Here is a 20,636-nt window from a genome sequence, read left to right as displayed (position 1 = left end):
CGGCATTTAGGCGTGGTCCGTAGAGGAAGGTACGAATTTTATGGCGTACAGGTGCTGCCGTGGTAACACTACAGCAGTTTCTTTGCTGCATCTTCCCAATCCATGATCCGTTCATAACCCTCTACATGTACATTATGATGCCCGTGATACAGCAAGGGCCGGCCTTTGAAATTGGTAAAGTTGCGGATGAGATCATCTATCATAATGTCTGTTTGTACAATAGATTTATCACCGCAGAGGCAGTATTGCCGCCAGTCGAGAAAAGGGAAATGCTCCTGCAGCCAGTCGTATTTATCTTTCAGTGAAGTAGGAAATTCCATGGCCGCGGAAACGATATACAATTTGTATTTCTTATTCAGTTCCTTTATTACTTCCACTGCGTTGGGAAATATTTCCAGGTCTCGGAAAAAGCCTGGTGTATTCAGGTATTCCTTGATCTTTGCTTTATGTTCTTCCGGCAGAATATCTGATAATGTTTTGCCGTGGAGCTCTTCTGTAGTGAATGTTTTGCCGAAGTCCCTGTAATACCATGCCCTGGCTTTTTTTATAGGGTCGGCAATGGTTTCGTCCATGTCTATGGCGAGCGATAGCTGCATTGTTTCCTGTTTTTGTGGGGCTAAGATAATAAAAATCGGAGAGTGAGATAAGCGTTGTTATTTAGCTTACTATTGCCGGGGTAGCTATACAGAAAGGCGCCTGGTTTCTGCGCAAAAAAAACGGCTGCAGTGATATACTGCAGCCGCCATCTGTATATATCAGGATCAAAGCCGTTTAAGCATAATATCACGGTATTCCACCTTCATGGGCGGGCCCACATGCACCTGTACACCCAGCAAGCCTTTGGATTTCCCGTTCACAGTATCGTTATCGGTAACATCGCTCATCAGCACGCCATTGATGTAATGCTGGAGATGATTACCTTTTACCACCAGCCGGCATTTGTTCCAGTCTTCGCTTTTAATAAGTGTTTTCAGCGAATCGGAGCTACCGAGCGAGCCGGTAACCACAGCAGGAGCCCAGGCATTGTTTTTTACGCCATCTTTTAAGGAATCAGTTGCCTGTGGGATGGTGGCAATTTGTCCGCGGTAGGCGAGTGTGGTGCGTCCTCTTTCTTCATAGTTCTGACCGGTATAGCGGTTTGCGCCGTCAATATCCGCCTGGTAACCTTTCAGTGCATGCGGCACGTTTTCCACCATAACGCTGCGATAGTTGATGCCGCTGTTTCCACCACTGGTGATTTTGAATTCGCAGGTCAGTTCAAAGTCTGCCGGCTGATCACCTTTCCAGATGAGGAAGGTATTGGTCTTCAACAGCGTTTCCGGTGTTACTTCACCAACAATATGACCATTCTCTGCCCGCCAGTGAACAGAATCACCTTCCCATCCGTTCAGCGTTTTACCGTCAAAGATCTGTTCAAAGCCTTTATTGGTACCGGTGCTGTCGGTGGCCGGGCTATTGCCTGCGTGACTGCCGCCTGTCTGACAGCTGCCTGTTGTGAACAGCAGGCTGGCTGCGGCCAGCGGGAAAAGCAGTGCACTGGTTCTTTTCAGCATAATTAATATTTTAAAGTGTTTGATATTTTTTCGTATAACCTAGGGAGATAGAATACTGCGTATAAACGTTACCGGTAGTTATGCTGCATTCGTATCTTTCCAGGAACCGGAGGCAGCTGAATCGAGTACTGCCTGGCATACCTTCTGTGTTTCCAGTGCTTCCTTAAAAGTAGGGGAACAGGGTTTGCCGGTTTCCAGGCTTTCGAGGAAGTCGGCTGCCTGGTGTACAAATGAATGCTCATAGCCGATGCCCAGTCCGGGCACCCACCACTTATCCATATACGGCTGATCGCCATCGGTTACATGGATGGAGCGCCATCCCCGCACCGTAGAGGCGTCTGCGTTATCGAAGTATTCCAGCCGGTTCAGATCATGCAGGTCCCAGCGGATGGAGGCGTTCTCACCATTAATTTCAAATGTATATAATGCTTTATGTCCGCGTGCATAACGGGTTGATTCAAAGAGGCCAAGAGAGCCGTTGCTGAAGCGGCACAGGAAGGAGCAGGCATCATCGATGTTTACTTTTTCCACTTTGCCGGTGAGCTGGTGCATACGTTCCTTTACAAAGGTTTCGGTCATTGCAGTTACATTGGTAATGCTGCCGTTCAGCCATAACGCGGTATCAATGCAGTGGGAGAGCAGGTCGCCTACTACGCCGGAACCGGCTACATCTGCATCCATTCTCCACAGCCCTTCACCGCCTTGCGGCAGGTTGGCGTTAATGGTCCAGTCCTGCAGGAAGTTGGCGCGGTAATGAAAAATGCGTCCCAGTTTACCAGAGTCAATGATCTTTTTTGCAAGGGTAACAGCCGGCAGCCTGCGGTAGTTATACCATACGGTATTGGGCACGCCTGCTTTTTCAATGGCGGCCACCATGCCTTCAGATTCCCTGAGCGTACGGGCCAGCGGCTTTTCACAGAGGATCATTTTGCCTGCCGCAGCTACTGCAATGGCTATCTCGGCATGCATATCGTTTGGTGTGCAGATGTCTACTGCATCAATATCATCACGTGCAATAAGGGCTTTCCAATCTGTTTCTACAGATTCATATCCCCATTGCGCTGCAAACGCACGGGCTTTGCTTTCTGTACGGGAGCATACGGCTTTCAGCACCGGCTGGTAAGCCAGGTCGGGGAAGAAATTTTTCACCCGCAGGTACCCGTTGGAATGGGTTCTGCCCATAAAGCCGCATCCTATTAATCCTATCCTGAGTTCTTTCTTTGTTGTCATAGTTTTCACTGGTTAATAATTAAAAAACTATTCCTGCCAGCCGTGTTGCTGTCTTACCGCTACCATGGCAGCGAGGATATCGTTCCAGGTTTTCTGCTGGGTCATCACGGCATTGGGGAACATGCAACCATCCCAGCAGATATGCTTCACTGCTTTGGTAAGCGCACCGTTGTCGTCGCGCAGCCAGAACCCTGCGTCTTCTGCAATGTTCAGTTTACCGTTGGGATCAGTGGCGAGGCAATGGCGGCCGGTTTTATCGTGGGAGCCGCTGCCATGCACGGTACCGTCGTTCTGCGCTACGTGGAAGTCGATCATCCACGGGCGGAGGGCATGCGTTAGTTTGCGCAGGCCCGCTTTCAGCGTTTCGCGGTCGCTCCACTCAAAATCGGCCGGCAGTATCCTGTCTTCCGGGCTGTTATACCCCAGCAGGTACAGGAAGGTATGCGACATATCCGCCTGGAACCCTATATTGGGGCGGTCTACCGCCTCCAGGGTATCCAGCATGGTTTTCCAGCTATGCATGCCACCCCAGCAGATCTCACCTTCTGCGGCCAGTTTCTCGCCATAGCCGGCGGCTACGTCGCAGGCTTCACGGAAGGTCTGCGCAATCAGTTTTGTATTACCGGCGGGATCTTTGGACCAGTCTTCCGGACTGCAGGCGGAGTCGATGCGGACTACGCCGTTAGGCCGGATTCCCAGGTCGCGGAGCCGTTTGCCCACATGGCATGCTTTCCGCACCTGTTCTACAAACTTAGCCCTGTCTTCTTTGCTGCCCATAGCAGAGCCGCCGCTGGGAGGCCAGATCGGCGCAACAAGACTACCTATTTCAAGATTGTAGGAAGATACTTTTTCTACCAGCCTTTTCAGATCATCGTCCGAACTGTCTGCAGGTACATGCGGGTCAAACAACCCGATGTCTATACCGTCAAATTTAACGCCGTTCACTGCTGCGTTGGCAGTCATTTCCAGCAGCGTATCAAACGGGATGATGGGCTCAGAACCATCTCCTTTGCCCACAATGCCCGGCCAGGTAGCATTGTGCAGTTTTGGATAGTTATTATCTTTCATAACGTTGCTTTTAAAAAAATTACAACACGAGGTCAGGATTGCCCGGACCAAAATGTTTCAGCATTACAATCGGATCAGTGGAAGAGTGGTTTACAATTTTCACCCCTGCAGTTGCAGCGGCTTCACTGATAAAGAACTCATCGTTGGTCAACTGCCCGTAGCGGATCAGCGCAGGCGTATCAATATCCCATACACCCATTTTGCCATGGCCCTGCATCAGGATAATGCCATAGGCGGCGCTGTCTTTGATCACTACCGTGGCGCCCGGGGCAATGGTCAGCTCTTTGGCACTGAATGCATCCGATTTATAACATACCCAGTTCTCCGTATAACCCTCTCCGTTAGCGGCCAGCTTTGGCGGCATAAAGCGGTTCTGGAACTGGTTGGGATCCACGTTCAGTTCCCAGTCGATCACATCCATCAACGCATCATAATCGCCAATGCTTTCTTTTGGCGTGCCGTTCCAGAGCAGTACTTCAGGCACAATGGCTTCGTTTACGAGCGACTGGTACATTGCAAATACATCGGAAGCTTTCTGCGGCTCATAGGTGCACAGGCTGCCCGGCGCATGCAGCAGTCCCGGCGGAACATCCCATCCGGTACCGGGTTCCAGGCGGTAAGCCTGTGAGTAGTTGGTGATCTTGTTATCTCCTTTGGTAAAGTTCATCAAACATTCCTTTATCTGTTCGCGGGTGGTGCCGGGAGCAATACCCATGAATGTATAAGGAAAATCACCGCCATGATTGTTCAGCTGCGGCGGAAAGTAATAGGCTTCCGGTTTTCCGGCCTGGCCAATCAGCGCCGCTTTTTCATCGTTATGGTGAATATGGTGGGGGAGTGGTCCCATGTTATCAAAGAACTTGGAGTACATAGGCCAGGCGCCGTAAGTATCCCATAAACGTTTCCCTATCAGTTTATCTTTTAATTCGCTGATGGCATCTTTCAGTAAAAACTGCTGTGTGCCGCTGCCATTGCTGACAACCACCATGCTTAAGCCTTCATTTTCGCCTGTTAAAGGGCCGTTCTTTGCCGGAGTGGTGGAAGATAGCCAGCGCTCGTCGATGCCGCCTCTTTCGCCTCCCAGTACGTAATAATCGTCCGGGTGTAATTTGATCCGCCGTCCTGGCACGCAAAAAGATCTGGGCACCCAGTTTGGTGCCAGTCGGAGAATCCCTTGTCCCTGTTCGAGTGCTTTTTCTGCTAAGCTTGTTTTTTCCATGAGCTTTAAAATGATGATTATAAAAGATCAGTGAGAAATGATTTGATTGTTTCGTTGGTATGCAGCAGGTTGATGTGCAGTTCATATTCCCGGCGCTCACCGGGCTCCATAAACAGCAGCGTGCCGTCCCGCCTGGCCTTTGCCTGCCCTGTGGGCGGATGCGTGCCGGGTTCCAGTCCCATTACATATTCGCCTTTGCCCCAGTGCTGCCAGTTGGTAAGCACCGGCAGCTGCGCTTTTTTGAACCGCAGTGAAAATGCCAGTTGCAGCGCCGCGTTGTGAACCCCGCAGGTGCACCATCCGCCGGCATCTTGCACGGGGTCTATAATGGCCGCTTCTTCGCCGCCGCCGGCATGACTGTCCATTGGCGCCAGGCATTTTTTATAATTGTGGTTCGCATTAAAGATATGATCCGGGTTGCCTTCCCTGGATACCCAGCTTCCTTTCCAGCAGATATCCGTGCCTTCATCAACCAGTGGCCACCCGAAATTGAAATGATACAGCAACATATGCGGCGCCGCAATATTGCCCCTGTTGATCACTTCGTCATGCACACGGATTTCTGCTTTGCCCAAAGTGCCGGAAATAGTACGTTTCAGCACCAGCTTAGGGCCCAGCGCGCTGGTTTGCAACATGATGCCGGTGATGCTCATTTCCATTTGCCCGGCTACAGGATCCGGTTGTATCACGGAAATAATTTCCGCCGGCGTATTACTGATAGGGCCATGCAAACCACGCTCGCCATATTCATCGCTTTCAGGGCCGCCTACATGCATCAGTCCGCAGGTGGTGATCAATCCACCGCCAAAGGTTTGGAGCCAGTCCAAACCTTTGTTCACCGCGCGGGAAGGTGCAGTTATTCCGCCATGACTTAACCAGGCCAGGCTATGCTGATGAAAAAACGCATCCGCAATATCCATGGCCCGGTCGATGACCACTTTATATCGTAACCCGGTACCGGTATTGATCCAGGCGATACGGGTACCCCTGCCGGGGCCGTTGTCCAGTACCGCCGTTTCTATACCTCCCAGTTGAAAATGATTCGAGAGCTTATGTTCCCACGACTGATTATTTACCTCCATCCGCGCGTAATTTATCTTCCGCAAAAAATTATTTCTTACCCATCTGTTTTGTTGTAAGGAAAACAGAATCCTGTTTGTTGCCACCGGATTTCAGGTAAGCCATCAGGTCTCTCAGCTCATCTTCATTCAAACGGTTGATCAACCCCGGCAGCATCACAGATACTTTAGATGCTTTGATACTTTTTACATCTTTCTTCAGCAGTTCACGCTGTTCCTGTGTAGCAAAAGGATTTTGTGAGATAACATATTTATCCTTGTCCTGCGTTACCAGGCGGCCTACTACAGAGCTTCCGTCCTTTAACGAAAAAACAGTGGCTTCATACTGGTCGGAGATGGTTTTGCTCGGTTCAATAATCGCCTCCAGGATATCTTTGTTGGAAAAACGTGTACCCAGCTGCGTTAGATCCGGTCCGGCTGTACCGCCTTCGCCACGCATACCATGACAGGAGCTGCACAGTGAAGTTGCAAACATCGCACGTCCCCGTTCGAAATCACGGCCGGTAGTGGCACTGTCTACCACTTTAAGCGCTTCTTCCAGCTTCCAGTTTCTGCCGGGGCCCTTTGGCTGCTCGAAGCCTGCTGCGAGGTTGCCGCCGGTGTTTAACAGCGAATCGCCGGAAATTTTGTTGAAGTGTGCAAACTCATTTTTCGGCACATTAGCCAGCGCATTTTTCCTTGCGTTGTTGATAAAGCCTATAAAGCTATGACCACCTTTATAGGAGAAAGCATTGTAGAACCATTTGAAATATTGTTCCTGTAATTCAGATGTCCAGCCGGTTTTAGCCTGGCTTAATACCGTTGCATACCAGGTTTGCTGTAATGGCGGCATTTTGGATAACATCCCGGCAATATCCAGTCCGTAGCGGGGATTACGCATGATCAGGTCGGCCGATTTCATGGCCGTTTTGGCTGCGGCGGTATCATCCTTGGCGCTGGCCAGCAATGCCATTGTTTTTTCTACCGCTTTTGGTGCATTGATGTATACCAGCAGTTTACTCAGTGATCTGTTCAGGTCATTGGTAGCAGCCGGGTATTGCGGATCAAGATATGCGGCTACCTGGGCAGACAGCTCTCCGTCAGGTTTGCCCATACGTACAAACACCAGTTCAAATGCACGCAGCAGGTCGATCTGCTGGGAGGGCGACAAAGACGCATAGTTGATCGTCATCAGCTGAGGCAGCAGCAGTTTTTCTACATTCTCCTTGCCCTGGCGCGCCAGGGCTATTGTTCCCTGGATCAGTGTTTCAGGATCTTTCTCCTGTAATACTTTATTCTGCCACTGGCTTACCGGTTGATTTTCTATCGCTATCCTTGCTGCAAAACGGATAAAGCGATCGCTGTGCTTCAGGTAAGGCCAGGCGAAATCAACAGCGCCTTCTTTTGCGCCGCCATGATAGGCTTCCAGTTGTTTACGGATGTTAGCTGCTTCCGTAGGCGGAGTAACTGCTAATGGTTCGTTACTTTCCTTATTGTCTTTATAATACACACGATACAGATCAGACTCCAGTCTGCGACCGCCTGTCAGGAAGTAAAGCGCACCATCGGGGCCGATCATACCATCGGTTAACGGCAGTGGTGAGCCAGACAGGAACTCTTCTGCGCCTGCCCTGTAGGAAGCGCCATCCGGCTGCAGGCTGATGGCATAGATAATACCAAAGCTCCAGTCGAATGCAAATAATGATTTGCGGTACTTCTCCGGGAACCTGGCATTGCCGCCGTAGATCAGGTTGGTAGGAGAGCCCTGGCCAATGTTCAGTAACGGTGGTAAGTTATCCGGGTAGGTGGGCGACCATTTCTCTGTGCCCGGGCGCCATCCGTATTCGCTGCCGCTGGTTACCTGGCAGATGCGGGTGGGACGGTACCAGGGAGTACCAAAGTCCCATTCCATATCTGAGTCGTAGGTGAACATATCACCGGCATCATTAAACGTAAGATCAAACGGGTTGCGGTAGCCGGAGCTGATCAGCTCCCAGTTGGAACCGGTAGAGTCGATATGCGCAATCCATCCACCATGTGTATTTACCGTATTGTCGTGACCGTTAGGGTCCTTGATAAACGGCAGCACGTTATCGATGTTCCAGGATGGAGGCACCTTGTAATTATTCATCTCCGGGATCTTTGTAAAATTACCGGCGATCACATAGATGGATTTTTTATCGGGAGATAATACGATGCTGTGAGGCCCGTGTTCTCCTTCACCGTCCAGGGCCTTCAGCAGGGTGATCTTGTCGAACTGGTCGTCGCCGTTGGTATCCTGCAGGCGATACAGACCACTGCCTTTATCGAAACGTTCATCACTGTTGTGATTCACCATTACATACAGGCTGTTGAAGGCATAGAGCAGTCCCTGTGCATATCCCATAGATACTTTCTGGGTAGAAGTATCGTTGCCGATGCGGAGCTGTTCAATTTTCAGTTTGGAGGAATCTTCACCTACTGCCGGCAGTTGCAACCGGTAAAGAAAACCATATTGATCGGACACGATCATGCGGCCTTTGGCATCGAAGGTCATCGACACCCAGGAGCCCTGGTTGTTATCGCCGGGGCTGTACAATCGTTCTGCCTTAAAGTTATCAGGTAATTTAAGGGCATCGATCTTTGGATTTCCTGTCGGCTTGTTCTCTGACGTTGAGTCGTTTCCGTTATTACAGGCCACACCGGTCATAAGAACGGTGGAAACCAGCAACAGCAGCGGAAAGGCTCTTTTACGTAACGTGGTCATAATATAATCTTGAATAGGTTCCTGAGTTGATACATTGTCCGGGAATGGACGTTCACTATAGCTCAAGTAATATAGTAAACGTTTTCCCGTTTTTCTAACTTTTTTTACCAGCCTGTATTTTGTGCAAAGCCATTCAGTCGCACTTCTCTTTCAGGAAGCGGGTATAACAACTGGTATGGTTGAATATTGTAAGAAGCGGGGCTTAACCTCGACAACCTTTTCTTTTCTTCAATACCATGTGCTGTCATTACAGACATTGCCTTGCCGGTGCGGAGCAGCTGGTACCAGCGGTTGTCTTCAAAAGCAAGCTCCACGCGCTCTTCATTGAACACTGCATCGCGGAAAGCGGCCTGGCTCATGGCAGGCAGTTCTTTCAGGCCTGCACGTTTACGCACGGGATTGATATACTGCAGCGGGTCGCCGTTGCCTGTTTCGTTGATCGCTTCTGCCAGCATCAGCAATACCTGTGAATAGCGGTATACCGGCCAGTTTTCGTTGGCACGGCCATCCAGCGCATATGGAGGGTGATAGAATTTTTTGATGAGCGGCAGCTTTCCCCCAAAGGCAACTGATTCAGCAAAAGCTGCGTTGGTGGGGCTATCATACATAAAAATAGAAGCATCCTTTCTTTTATCGCCCGGTTCATACGCATTCACTATGCTGGGCGTAGGTATGTTGTTGCCGCCAAGGTTACCGTTGAAACCGGTAAGATCTTTTTTACCGTTGCGCGGGCCAAACACAAAAATATAATTGCTGCTTTCTGTTTCCATACCGGAGTTATACTGCACAGCGAAGATGGATTCCGAATTATTCTTTTTAGCGGGGTCGAAGTTATCCGCATAATCAGGCACCAGTGAATAACCGAGCGTAGTAACTTCTTTCAGGGTAGTTACCGCTTTTGCGAAATCCTTTGTGGTCATATACACTTCACCCAGCAGCGTTAATGCAGCACCTTTCGTAGCACGGCCGGTTTCGCTGGCAGGATAAGTGGCGGGCAGGTTAGCCGCAGCTTCCGTAGCATCTGCAATGATCTGGGCATATACTTCCTCTACGGATGCCTTGGTGGGGGTTAAAGCTCCCTCCGGGCCGGTTACTTCTTTCACCAGCAACGGCACACTGCCGAAAAGACGCACCAGGTGAAAGTAGTAGAGCGCACGGAGGAACTTTGCTTCCCCGAGATACTGTTTTTTAGTTGCTTCGTTTGAAAACGTTACACCGTCGATACGGGTAATGACCACATTGGTTTGTTGAATGTTTCTATATAGTTGAGTCCATACGTTATTAACGTAGTTGTTAGTGGCCGTAATGAGGAATTCATCTATCTCTTCCCGCTGCTGCGCTCCGCGGTCACTTTCATCGTACTGGTAATTGGTATTGTCTGCCCTCATTTCCGACATGGCCCAGTAGTCGCCCACATACAGTTCCTGTAATACGCCATAGCAGCCGTTTACAGCGCGTAATATCTGCGCTTCGTCCTTGTAGTAGTTTGATCCGCTGGAGAAAGAGTTAGGTTTTACATCCAGCATGCTGGTGCAGCCATTCATAGCAATGGCAAGTATGGCGATATATGATAATTTTCTTTTCATGTTGCTGGTCTTTTTAATACTGAATTAAAAGGTGAGATTGGTGCCCAGGGTAAAGATCCGTGGTACAGGGTAGTTGGAATAATCTACACCTGGTACTAGGGCTCCGCTTCCGCCTTTGCCAATGTAGTTGGTCACCTCGGGGTTGCCGCTGTATTTGGTAAAGAGCAACGCATTCTGCACGCTGGCATAGATCCTTGCGCTCTGTAAAAATCCTTTTCCTGCGGGGAAGCTGTATCCCAGTGCGATGTTTTTCACCCAGGCATAGTTGTTCTTTTCAATAGTGAGTGAGCTAACATCGCGGTACATTACCCTGCCACGGCCGGAACCATTGGTGGTAGGCACTTTCCCGTTGCCCGGATTTTGTTCTGATCTCCACCTGTTGGCTACATCTTTTCTTACGTTGAACACACCATCGATATTACCATTATAGTCGTTGGTAGCATGAAGCCTGTCGGCCCCGTTGGAACCAACGATCAGTATGCGCAGGTCAAATTTTTTGTAATTGAGCGTGTTTGTCATACCCCAGGTGAACTTGGGATAAGGATTACCGATGATGGCAAAATCTTCCCGTGGGTTGATCACACCATTACCGTTGATATCCTTATACCGGATGTTACCGGGAATAGCGCCGGGGAATGCGGGGCCTTTATCTACTTCTGCCTGGTTCTGGTAAATACCGTCAAATACATATCCGTATAACATAGCCAGTGGTTTGCCTACCATGGTAACATTGGTAGGGTTGCCCTCACTGCTGTTACCTGAATAGATAGGTGCATTGTCGGTACCCAGTTTCAGCACTTTGTTCCTGTTGAAGGAGATATTAAAGTTGGTAGCCCAGGTAAATGATTTGGTTTCTATATTCCGGGTTGAAATACCGATTTCCAATCCTTTATTTTCCATGTCGCCTTTGTTTTCCGTAACGTTCCCAAATCCGCTGGACTGTGGTATTTCCACGTTTAACAACAGGTCTTGTGTATTTCTTTTATAAGCGTCAATAGTGAGGTAGATGCGGTCTTTCAGCAATCCAACGTCAACGCCTATATTCAGTTCGCGCATTTTTTCCCAGCCCAGGACCGGGTTGCCGAGGCTGTTCATGACCCGTCCACCGGTGAGGGAGCCGCCGAATACATAATCAGCTGTTCCGATGTTACTCATATAGGAATAGTTACCGATGTTGAAGTTACCGGTGAAGCCGTAGGAAGCTCTTAATTTCAGGTCGCTGAAAAGCCTGGAGCTTTTCATGAAATCTTCCTGTGAAATGCGCCAGCCCAGTGCTACTGAAGGGAAGGTACCCCAGCGGTTATCGGGCCCGAACCTGGAAGAACCGTCGCTTCTCACGGTGGCAGTTACCAGGTATTTATCTTTGTATGCATAATTGATCCTTGCCAGGTAAGAGAGCAGTGCCCATTCCATTTTATCGGTACCACCGGTGATAGTGGCTGCTGCATTGAGTGTTTTAATATCATCGTCCGGGTAGTTGGCTCCATTAAAGCCGCTGTACTGTTCTTTCTGTGATTGTACCGTATAACCAAGCAAGCCGGTGAAGGCGTGGCCATTATCGGTAGTGTGCTGGTAAGTAAGTGTATTTTCATTCAGCCAGTTCAGGTATTCTCCCGTACCGAAGCTACCGGAAGGAATACTGGGAGGCGCCGCATTTTCGTTGGCAAGGGTAGAGGGCCGGAAATATTCGTTGCTGCCCTGTTGATAGTCGACGTTAAAAGTAGATTTGAATTTCAGTCCTTTCAGGATTTCGTATTCGCCGTAGGTGTTAAACAGGATACGGCTGCTTTTGGATTTGTTGGTGCTTTCATTCAGTACCATTACCGGGTTGGCAAGACCAAATGTACCGGGGCTTTGAATGTAGGCATTATATGACCCGTCGGGGTTGTAAATAGGTTCAATAGGACTGGCGGTTCCCCATGTTTCAGCTCTTCCTTCTCCTACAGCGCCGCTTTTACGGGTGGTATAGGAAGGGGCGATGTTAAAGCCTACTTTAAACCGGTCGGTGAGGTTGGCGTCTACATTGGCACGTACGCTGAAACGCTGGTAACCGGTGTTGATGATCACCCCGTCCTGGCTGAAGTAGCCGGCAGAGATATAGGTCCTGATCTTATCTGTACCACCGCTTACGCTCAGGTTTATTTCCTTCATGGGAGCAGTTCGGGTGATGGCTTCGAACCAGTTGGTGCCTTCGCCGATCAGTTCAGGATGACGGTAAACTTCCGGGATATCAGCATCTGTTGGTTCCCGGTGTTCGGTAAAACGGATATTGTCTTCGATCGCTTCTTTCCTGAACTGTGCAAATTCCTGCCCGTTCATCAGGTTGGGACGTCCTTTCTGGGGAATGGCCTGGATGCCGTAATTGGCAGTGAGCTGTACGGTAGGGATACCGGAGCTGCCCCGTTTGGTGGTGATCAATACCACGCCGTTGGCGCCCCTGGAACCGTAGATAGCAGTAGCAGATGCATCTTTCAGTACAGCCATGGATTCAATGTCCTGCGGGTTGATCGCATTCATGGGATCAGATACCTGGTCGGATGTAGTAGACAGCGGGTAACCATCCACTACGTACAGTGGCTGGCTGCCGGCGCCTACCGCGCCAATACCGCGCACCTGCACCTGGGGGCCGCCTCCGGGAATACCATTGGAGGTACTAACCTGGATACCGGCTATCTGACCGGCAAGGGCCTGGTCGGGCCCCGCAATGGGCATGTCTTTAATATTCTTCATGGAAACAATTCCCACAGATCCTGTTACGTCTTTTTTCTGTTGGGTACCATAGCCAACTACCACTACCTGGTTAAGCACTTTATTGCTTGGCTCCAGTTGTACGCTGATGCGGGTGCGTGTGCCTACATAATAGGTTTTGCTGCCATAGCCAATGATACTGAAAACAAGAGAGTCTGATGTACCAGCGGCAATGGTATACCTGCCATTGGCGTCGCTGAATGCGCCCTGACTGGTACCTTTAACGCCAATGGTTACACTGGGAAGCGGAGAACCTGTTCCGGCATCGGTTACCTGTCCGCTGATGTTATTCTTTTGTGCATAGGAAAAAGTACTGATGAATAACAAGGCAGAACAAGAGGCGCCAAAACGTAGCAGGCAGGAGGATCCTTTCTGGTAAAGGATGGAAGTTCTGATCATAACGAGTGGAATTTGATTTGATGAAACGGCATTACATTACGGAAATAAATTTAGTAGAAGAATAATACATTCCTGTCCTGTTGCGTCCTGTACTGTCCTGTACTGTCCTGTATCGGAGCCGCTAACGTTAGCAAAGAGGCGTTTGTAAAAGCCGGGAAAATATTGTTACTTTCCGTTGCATTTATCAGAATGCGGACAGTTAAAAAACCTGATGTATGATCATGAACAGAAAAAGCCTGACACTGGCAGCGCTGTTTGCCGTATTGGGCACTGCGGCTTTTGCACAGAATACTACCGATGCCGATGCAGCGGCAAAAGAAAAGAAGCAACGGGAGGAACTGATGAAACAGGACTGGGCCTGTTTAAAATGTTTCCAGGAAGCAAATGCCGGGGTGGCTGCTCCGAAGCCCGGGGAGCATCGCGTGGTTTTCATGGGAAATTCCATTACGATCGGGTGGAGTAACCTGAACCCGGAATTTTTTGAAGGCAAGCCCTATATCAATCGTGGTATCAGCGGGCAAACCACTCCGCAGATGCTGATCCGTTTCCGGCCGGATGTAATTAACCTGAAGCCCGAAGTAGTAGTGATCCTTGCAGGTACCAACGATATTGCGGGAAATACCGGCTATACCCCCGTGGAAACAATTTTCGGCAATATTGTATCTATGACGGAACTGGCTAAGGCAAACGGGATCAAAGTGGTACTATCTTCTGTATTGCCGGCATTTGATTATCCCTGGCGTAAAGGACTGGGACCGGTGGAGAAGATCGCCGACCTGAACCAGCGTCTTAAAAACTACGCCGCTAAGAATAACTGTGTATACCTGGATTATTACTCGGCAATGGCAGATGAAAGAAAAGGACTGAAAGCCGAACTTACATCTGATGGCGTACACCCCAATAAAGCCGGCTACCAGGTAATGGGACCATTGGCAGAAAAAGCAATAGCCACCGCATTAAAGAAGAAATAAATTGAAAATACTTTCATCCGTTTTTACAGGCATCCTGGCGCTGGTGACCGGTGCATTGGCTGCACAAAAACCTCTTTCCGCCAGGCTGGATTCACTGCTGGCCACCAAAGATCCACGTGAGTTTAACGGTGTGGTGCTGATTACACAGGGTAATAAAACATTGTACGCAAAAAGCCATGGTTATGCCAACCGCGAAACCAAACAGGCACTGAGCATCGATGACCCGTTCATCATTATGTCTGTTACCAAGCAGATGACCGCCGTACTGGTTTTGCAGGAAGTGGAAAAAGGGCATATACAATTGCAGCAAACGCTGCATGCCTGTCTTCCTGACATTAAAGACCGCTGGGCCGACAGCATCACCATTCACCAGCTGCTGAACCATACTTCCGGTGTCCGGTGGTTTGATGAACCGCTGGCTTTCCCACCCGGCACCCAATATGCTTATTCCAATTTTGGCTATTCGCTGTTGAAATCAGTATTGGAGCATGCTACCGGTAAAGCCTATACGGAACTGGCGGAAGCCCTTTTCAGGAAATGCGGTATGAAGCATTCCGGTATCACCGGCCATATTCATGCCGTGCAAAGCTACCATGAAACCCCTTCGGGCAGCCTGGAAGCCTGTACGGATACTATCCCCGACTGGCATTATGCCGGGGCCGGCGTAGTGTCTACCGCGCGCGACCTGGTAAGGTGGAATGAACTGTTGTATGGAGGAAAATTGCTGAAAGACAGCAGCTACCAGCTGATGACGCATGCCTGGCAGCACCGGCAACACACGGTATATGGTACCATGGGAACCGGTTATGGAATTGTGCTGAGCGATGATAAACAGGAGATGGGGCACACGGGATATATGCCGGAGCCTGGTTTTACACTGATCAACTTTTATTACCCTGCTACCCGTACCAGTTTGGTGGTAATGGAAAATGTAGGATATAGGGAAACCGATATACCAAGGGCTTATGCTTTTGAAAGGAGTATCCGGGAAATATTACTACCGTCTGTTATAAAGCAGCAATAACAAGCCTTTACATAATTCCACTGCGGCAATATGTTATTTTTTTGTTGTAGTGTTTTCTTATTCAGATATTTTGTTGTAGTTTCATTACTCACCAAAGAAAAGGAGGTATTCATGCTATCTACAGAATATTCATGGACACCTAAGGTTAATTTAGTTTAACCCGGGCGGCTCCATAAGAGAATCTGTTAACGCTTTGGCGTTAAAGGCATCCTGGCTTGGCCGGGATGCCTTTTTCTTTGGTAAATGCCGAAGCCCTGCTCACTATGAAACGGGAAATGGGATTAAAAATCAAACTATAATTATTTTAATAACTTCTTCCTTAGAGAATAAATATAAAAATCCTCCACCTTTTTCCGTGCCCATGGCGTTTTCCGGAGAAATTTCAAACTGCTCTGCACGGAAGGGTTGCTGATGAAACAGTTGATCCTTACCTGGTAACCCAGTTCTTCCCAGCCATAGCTTTCATACAGGTGTGTCACGATCTTCTCCAGTGTTAGTCCGTGCAGCGGATCGTTGGAATGGTCTTGTGCTTGCATGTTTGTCCCGTTTTAATGCCCCAAAGGTAAGTTAATTACAAAGATGCACGCATGGTTACATAGAACGGAACCTCTATCTGTGCCCGGGAATTATCCTGTATCAGTTGTGCCGCCATTTCTCCCATACATTTAAAATCGGTGGAAATGGTGGTGATGCCGTTGAGAATAAATTTTTTCAGTGGTGTTTCATTATAGGAAATGATACCTACGTCTTTTCCGATTTTCAGGTTTAAGGAGTTGATCCTTTCTATCAGCTGTACCAGGTCATTTTCCCGCAGGTTAATATATACATCTCCCGGCTGTATATCTTCCTCATCAATTTCATCTACCTTTTTACTGTTAAAAGCATAGTTCTGGCAAAACTGCATAAATCCCTCGTAGATCTCTTCCGGGTAGTAGGTATTATCGGGGTAGATGATCTTGATGGTATGGTACTGCTGCAGCTTATCCCTGGCCTGTTCCAGCGCCCCGTAGATATCCTCCTGGAAGTTCTCGTATACGGCGCCATATTCGCCGGTTACTCCTTTCAGCTTCTTGTCCAGCAGGATGAGTTTCTCTTTCGGAATGGTATTGATCACCTCATCCACATGCTCCCATCGTTCCCGGAAATGGGGGAGTATTACAATATGCGTATATTCATTGATATTCTGTGACAGCAGTTTTTTAAAGAGGCTGAAATCGCTGTTATAAATATAGAAGTCGATACTGGCCTGTTCTCCCAGCTTATCGGCAAACGAGTCGTAAATGATTTTTTTATGCTCGCTCAGTTTGTTGAACAGTAACAGAATCTTATATTGCTGATCAAGATTGGTTTGCGATACATAGTAACCCTTACCGGGTACAGAGCCAAGGATACCCAGCCCCTTCAGGTATTTGTATGCCTTTTCCGCCGTGTCCCTGGAAATTTCAAAGGCGTAACTCACTTCGTTGATAGAGGGCAGGATGTCATCCTGCTGCACTTTTTTATCAACAATGGCTTTGATAATAGAATTGGCCAGCTGATAATATTTAGGCGTAGCGGAAAAATCATCAATAAAAAGATGCTTAAAGATCGGATGCTGTTTCATGGTTCGTCAGGTATTGATCCGTGGAATTAGCTGTCAGGCTATAACATGGCTCTTTGCAGGACAATGATAATGATTTAATTCTATAAATGCTACCTCCGGCCGGAAGCATGACAGTGCATGACAGTTTAAAAAAGTACATGCTTTATTTTTATGAAACTTTAGTTTCCACGTTACAAATTACTACATAATTATGCAGGCTTTACTGGGAGTTTTATTTCACTTTATAGGTGGATTTGCATCTGGGAGTTTTTATATCCCTTACAAGAAGGTGAAAGGGTGGAGCTGGGAAAGTTACTGGATCGTAGGCGGGATCTTTTCCTGGCTGGTGGTGCCGCTGGTAGCTGCCTGGCTTACCGTTCCCGGTTTTATGGATATCATCCGCAACACGGAAGGTACGGTGTTGTTCTGGACTTATTTCCTGGGTGTATTATGGGGTATCGGCGGTTTAACCTTCGGGTTATCTATGCGGTACCTGGGTATGTCGCTGGGAATGGCGGTTGCGCTGGGTTTCTGTTCTGCCTTCGGGGCGCTGATCCCTCCCGTTTACCGCGGCCTGTTTACAGATGATCCCAATAACATAGGCGCTATGCTGCACAGCAGCAGGGGATTGTATGTGCTATCCGGCGTAGTGGTGTGCCTGCTGGGTATTGCTATTTGCGGAAAAGCGGGTATGATGAAAGAAAAGGAGCTTACCGGGGAACAGAAAACAGAAAGCATACAGGAATTCAATCTCCGCAAAGGACTGGCTGTAGCTATCGTTTCCGGTATCCTGAGCGCCTGCATGAGCTTTGCCATTACCGCCGGCAACAGCATGGGCAAGGCAGCAGAGGCCAATAATACCAATCCCTTGTTCCGTAACAATGTTATTTTTGTAGTGATTATGCTGGGCGGGCTTACCACCAACTTTATCTGGTGTATGCTCCTCAACAGGCGTAACCGCTCGTTTAATGACTATACTAACAAAAACACTCCGCTGGTAAGGAATTATTTATTTGCTGCAATTGCCGGCACTACCTGGTTCCTGCAATTCTTTTTTTATGGAATGGGAGAAAGTAAACTGGGCAATGACGCCAGCTCCTGGATCCTGCACATGGCTTTTATTATCCTGATTTCCGGTATGTGGGGTTTTGTGCTGAAGGAATGGAAGAACGCCAGCAAAAAAACATTCGCCACTATTTCACTGGGCATATTCACTATTATTCTTTCTGTAGTACTGGTCGGATATGGTAATTCACTCGAAAATTAACCCGCATTATTATCGCAATTAAAAACGTTAAAATTATAGAGTATGTCTTTAGATGGAACTACTACGCAATTCAGGCATGTCAGCTATTTATGGGATGAAGCAACAGCCGCCTCCATGGCTGGTGACGAAGTTGCCTTGCTGATTTATCGTTCCAATTTACTCGGCGCTGACCTCCGGCTTACCAATTATGGCGGCGGGAACACCTCCTGCAAAGCCATGGCAAAAGATCCGCTGACGGGAGAACCCGTTGAGGTAATGTGGGTAAAAGGCTCCGGCGGAGACCTGGGCACACTCAAAAAAAGCGGTCTGGCCGCTCTGTATGTTGACCGCCTTCGCAGCCTGAAAAATATATACAGGGGTATAGCGCATGAAGATGAAATGGTGGAGCTGTTTAACCACTGTATTTATGACCTCAGCTCAAAAGCTCCTTCCATTGATACCCCCCTGCATGGATTCCTGCCCTTTAAACATATTGACCATCTCCATCCGGATGCAGCCATAGCTATTGCCGCGGCAAAAGACGGCCGGAAAATCACCCAAGAGCTGTTTAATGGCACCATTGGCTGGGTGCCCTGGCAAAAGCCCGGATTTGACCTCGGATTGCAGTTGAAGCAATGCCTGGATGAAAACCCCGGTATCCGCGGTATCATGCTGGGCTCGCATGGACTGTTCACCTGGGGTGATACCGCTTATGAAAGCTATATCAATACCCTGGAAGTGATAGAGCGCTGCGCGGAATACCTGGAAGAAAACACCGGCCGCAATAAACCCGTTTTTGGCGGTGCCAGGATACAATCCCTTCCGGCCGACCGCCGCAAAGCCCAGGCAGCTGCGCTGGCGCCGGTGCTGCGGGGATACTGCTCTTCACAGCAAAAAATGGTGGGTCATTTTACAGACGACCAACGGGTGCTTGAATTTATCAACTCCAATGATCTCGACAGGCTCGCCCCGCTTGGCACCAGCTGCCCGGATCACTTCCTCCGTACAAAGATCAGCCCGCTGGTGCTTAACCTCCAGCCTGATGCTGACCTGAATGACGTGGCAACGGTGAAAGCATCACTGGCACCGTTGTTTACCGCTTACCGGGAAATGTACCAGGAGTACTACAATACCTGCAAACATCCCAACAGTCCCGCTATGCGTGATCCTAATCCTGTAGTGATCCTCTATCCGGGCATAGGCATGTTCACATTTGCAAAAGATAAACAAACCGCCCGCGTAGCCGCCGAATTCTATATCAACGCCATCAATGTAATGAAAGGCGCAGAAGCCATTTCAGAATATACTTCCCTGCCACGGCAGGAAGCATTTAACATCGAATACTGGCTGCTGGAAGAAGCAAAACTGCAACGTATGCCCAAACCTAAAGCCCTTACCGGCAGGATAGCCCTGGTAACAGGCAGCGCCGGGGGCATCGGTAAAGCCATCGCCAAAAAGTTTGCAGAAGAAGGTGCTGTAGTTGTGATCAATGATAATGATGCGCAGCGGCTTTCCTCTGCCACGGAAGAGTTTAATAAACTGTTCGGGAAAGACGGGTTCACTTCGGACCTTCTTGATGTTACAGACGCCGCATCTATCCGTAATACCTACAATACCGCCGTGCTGGCGTTCGGAGGAGTGGACATTATAGTGAACTGCGCCGGTTTATCTATCTCCAAACCGATCGAAGATCACACAGAAAAAGACTGGGACCTGCTATATGATGTACTCGTAAAGGGACAGTTCCTGGTTACACAAACAGGCGTGGAAATTATGCGCAAACAGGATACCGGTGGAGATGTGCTGAACATTGTAAGCAAGAATGCGCTGGTATCCGGCCCCAATAATGCAGGTTATGGCTCGGCGAAAGCAGCGCAGCTGCACCTGAGCAGGCTCAATGCTGCAGAACTGGGAAAAGATCGTATACGCGTGAACGTAGTAAACCCGGATGCGGTGATCTCCGACAGCAAAATATGGGCCGGCGCATGGGCGGAAGGCCGCGCTAAAGCATATGGCGTAAAGGTGGAAGAGCTGCCAGCGTTTTATGCAAAGCGCACACTGCTGAATGAAATTATTGTACCGGAAGATATTGCCAATGCCTGTTATGCCTTTGTAGGCGGATTACTGAACAAGGCAACCGGCAATGTACTGAACGTTGATGGCGGTGTAGCCATGGCTTTTGTGAGATAGAAACATTTTTTTATCT

The 20,636-nt window shown here is 48.8% G+C and carries 15 protein-coding genes; 4 read left to right on the top strand and 11 right to left on the bottom strand.

Translation table 11 applies throughout. The features are described from left to right. Nucleotides 1-68: 68 nt before the first annotated feature. The 9 genes from ABIE50_RS19375 to ABIE50_RS19335 form a co-directional block, all read right to left on the bottom strand. Complete coding sequence (locus ABIE50_RS19375; RefSeq protein ID WP_209857880.1) at nucleotides 69-596, bottom strand: 5' nucleotidase, NT5C type; 528 nt, start codon at nucleotides 594-596, stop codon at nucleotides 69-71. A gap of 165 nt (nucleotides 597-761) precedes the next feature. Further along, nucleotides 762-1,553, bottom strand: a complete 792-nt coding sequence (locus ABIE50_RS19370; RefSeq protein ID WP_209857879.1) for a 3-keto-disaccharide hydrolase — start codon at nucleotides 1,551-1,553, stop codon at nucleotides 762-764. Nucleotides 1,554-1,631: 78 nt separating this feature from the next. Next, complete coding sequence (locus ABIE50_RS19365; protein ID WP_209857878.1) at nucleotides 1,632-2,783, bottom strand: Gfo/Idh/MocA family protein; 1,152 nt, start codon at nucleotides 2,781-2,783, stop codon at nucleotides 1,632-1,634. A 27-nt stretch (nucleotides 2,784-2,810) separates the two neighbouring features. Then, nucleotides 2,811-3,851, bottom strand: a complete 1,041-nt coding sequence (locus ABIE50_RS19360; protein WP_142687178.1) for a sugar phosphate isomerase/epimerase family protein — start codon at nucleotides 3,849-3,851, stop codon at nucleotides 2,811-2,813. Nucleotides 3,852-3,870: 19 nt separating this feature from the next. Further along, entirely contained in the window at nucleotides 3,871-5,070 is a 1,200-nt protein-coding gene (locus ABIE50_RS19355; protein WP_209857877.1) for a class I mannose-6-phosphate isomerase, read from the bottom strand. Nucleotides 5,071-5,087: 17 nt separating this feature from the next. Continuing rightward, on the bottom strand, nucleotides 5,088-6,152 hold the full coding sequence (locus ABIE50_RS19350; RefSeq protein ID WP_209857876.1) for an aldose 1-epimerase family protein: 1,065 nt from the start codon (nucleotides 6,150-6,152) through the stop codon (nucleotides 5,088-5,090). Between the two features lie 28 nt (nucleotides 6,153-6,180). Further along, nucleotides 6,181-8,874, bottom strand: a complete 2,694-nt coding sequence (locus ABIE50_RS19345) for a c-type cytochrome (RefSeq protein ID WP_209857875.1) — start codon at nucleotides 8,872-8,874, stop codon at nucleotides 6,181-6,183. A 104-nt stretch (nucleotides 8,875-8,978) separates the two neighbouring features. Continuing rightward, nucleotides 8,979-10,460, bottom strand: coding sequence for a RagB/SusD family nutrient uptake outer membrane protein (locus ABIE50_RS19340; RefSeq protein ID WP_209857874.1), 1,482 nt, complete (start codon nucleotides 10,458-10,460; stop codon nucleotides 8,979-8,981). Nucleotides 10,461-10,484: 24 nt separating this feature from the next. Continuing rightward, entirely contained in the window at nucleotides 10,485-13,607 is a 3,123-nt protein-coding gene (locus ABIE50_RS19335) for a SusC/RagA family TonB-linked outer membrane protein (protein WP_209857873.1), read from the bottom strand. Nucleotides 13,608-13,822: 215 nt separating this feature from the next. On the opposite strand from ABIE50_RS19335, the gene ABIE50_RS19330 reads away from it, so the two are divergent. Both ABIE50_RS19330 and ABIE50_RS19325 read left to right on the top strand, forming a co-directional pair. Then, on the top strand, nucleotides 13,823-14,578 hold the full coding sequence (locus ABIE50_RS19330; RefSeq protein ID WP_209857872.1) for an SGNH/GDSL hydrolase family protein: 756 nt from the start codon (nucleotides 13,823-13,825) through the stop codon (nucleotides 14,576-14,578). A gap of 1 nt (nucleotide 14,579) precedes the next feature. Further along, complete coding sequence (locus tag ABIE50_RS19325) at nucleotides 14,580-15,602, top strand: serine hydrolase domain-containing protein (protein WP_209857871.1); 1,023 nt, start codon at nucleotides 14,580-14,582, stop codon at nucleotides 15,600-15,602. Nucleotides 15,603-15,901: 299 nt separating this feature from the next. Here ABIE50_RS19325 and ABIE50_RS19320 read toward each other — a convergent pair whose 3' ends face one another. Together ABIE50_RS19320 and ABIE50_RS19315 are read right to left on the bottom strand one after the other, a co-directional pair. Continuing rightward, on the bottom strand, nucleotides 15,902-16,138 hold the full coding sequence (locus ABIE50_RS19320; RefSeq protein ID WP_142687169.1) for a VF530 family protein: 237 nt from the start codon (nucleotides 16,136-16,138) through the stop codon (nucleotides 15,902-15,904). Nucleotides 16,139-16,173: 35 nt separating this feature from the next. Beyond that, a complete protein-coding gene (locus tag ABIE50_RS19315; protein WP_209857870.1) occupies nucleotides 16,174-17,205 on the bottom strand; it encodes a GntR family transcriptional regulator in 1,032 nt (343 codons plus the stop codon). 190 nt (nucleotides 17,206-17,395) lie between these two features. Here ABIE50_RS19315 and rhaT point away from each other — a divergent pair, with 190 nt between their 5' ends. Together rhaT and ABIE50_RS19305 are read left to right on the top strand one after the other, a co-directional pair. Continuing rightward, entirely contained in the window at nucleotides 17,396-18,451 is a 1,056-nt protein-coding gene (gene rhaT / locus ABIE50_RS19310; RefSeq protein ID WP_209857869.1) for an L-rhamnose/proton symporter RhaT, read from the top strand. Nucleotides 18,452-18,493: 42 nt separating this feature from the next. After that, the gene (locus ABIE50_RS19305) at nucleotides 18,494-20,620 is read left to right on the top strand and encodes a bifunctional aldolase/short-chain dehydrogenase (protein ID WP_209857868.1); all 2,127 of its coding nucleotides are present in this window, start codon (nucleotides 18,494-18,496) and stop codon (nucleotides 20,618-20,620) included. Nucleotides 20,621-20,636 lie beyond the last annotated feature (16 nt).

The organism is Chitinophaga sp. OAE865, assembly GCF_040546735.1.
In the GTDB taxonomy this organism is placed as follows: Bacteria; Bacteroidota; Bacteroidia; order Chitinophagales; family Chitinophagaceae; genus Chitinophaga; species Chitinophaga polysaccharea_A.
The sequence above is the reverse complement of the archived record's forward strand: the minus strand, read 5'-3'. Positions and strand labels throughout refer to the sequence as shown.

What these genes read in the sequence shown, in the direction of transcription:
- ABIE50_RS19375 (WP_209857880.1), bottom strand. Translation starts at nt 596, where the DNA reads ATGCAGCTATCGCTCGCCATAGACATGGACGAAACCATTGCCGACCCT.
- ABIE50_RS19370 (WP_209857879.1), bottom strand. Translation starts at nt 1,553, where the DNA reads ATGCTGAAAAGAACCAGTGCACTGCTTTTCCCGCTGGCCGCAGCCAGC.
- ABIE50_RS19365 (WP_209857878.1), bottom strand. Translation starts at nt 2,783, where the DNA reads ATGACAACAAAGAAAGAACTCAGGATAGGATTAATAGGATGCGGCTTT.
- ABIE50_RS19360 (WP_142687178.1), bottom strand. Translation starts at nt 3,851, where the DNA reads ATGAAAGATAATAACTATCCAAAACTGCACAATGCTACCTGGCCGGGC.
- ABIE50_RS19355 (WP_209857877.1), bottom strand. Translation starts at nt 5,070, where the DNA reads ATGGAAAAAACAAGCTTAGCAGAAAAAGCACTCGAACAGGGACAAGGG.
- ABIE50_RS19350 (WP_209857876.1), bottom strand. Translation starts at nt 6,152, where the DNA reads ATGGAGGTAAATAATCAGTCGTGGGAACATAAGCTCTCGAATCATTTT.
- ABIE50_RS19345 (WP_209857875.1), bottom strand. Translation starts at nt 8,874, where the DNA reads ATGACCACGTTACGTAAAAGAGCCTTTCCGCTGCTGTTGCTGGTTTCC.
- ABIE50_RS19340 (WP_209857874.1), bottom strand. Translation starts at nt 10,460, where the DNA reads ATGAAAAGAAAATTATCATATATCGCCATACTTGCCATTGCTATGAAT.
- ABIE50_RS19335 (WP_209857873.1), bottom strand. Translation starts at nt 13,607, where the DNA reads ATGATCAGAACTTCCATCCTTTACCAGAAAGGATCCTCCTGCCTGCTA.
- ABIE50_RS19330 (WP_209857872.1), top strand. Translation starts at nt 13,823, where the DNA reads ATGATCATGAACAGAAAAAGCCTGACACTGGCAGCGCTGTTTGCCGTA.
- ABIE50_RS19320 (WP_142687169.1), bottom strand. Translation starts at nt 16,138, where the DNA reads ATGCAAGCACAAGACCATTCCAACGATCCGCTGCACGGACTAACACTG.
- ABIE50_RS19315 (WP_209857870.1), bottom strand. Translation starts at nt 17,205, where the DNA reads ATGAAACAGCATCCGATCTTTAAGCATCTTTTTATTGATGATTTTTCC.
- rhaT (WP_209857869.1), top strand. Translation starts at nt 17,396, where the DNA reads ATGCAGGCTTTACTGGGAGTTTTATTTCACTTTATAGGTGGATTTGCA.
- ABIE50_RS19305 (WP_209857868.1), top strand. Translation starts at nt 18,494, where the DNA reads ATGTCTTTAGATGGAACTACTACGCAATTCAGGCATGTCAGCTATTTA.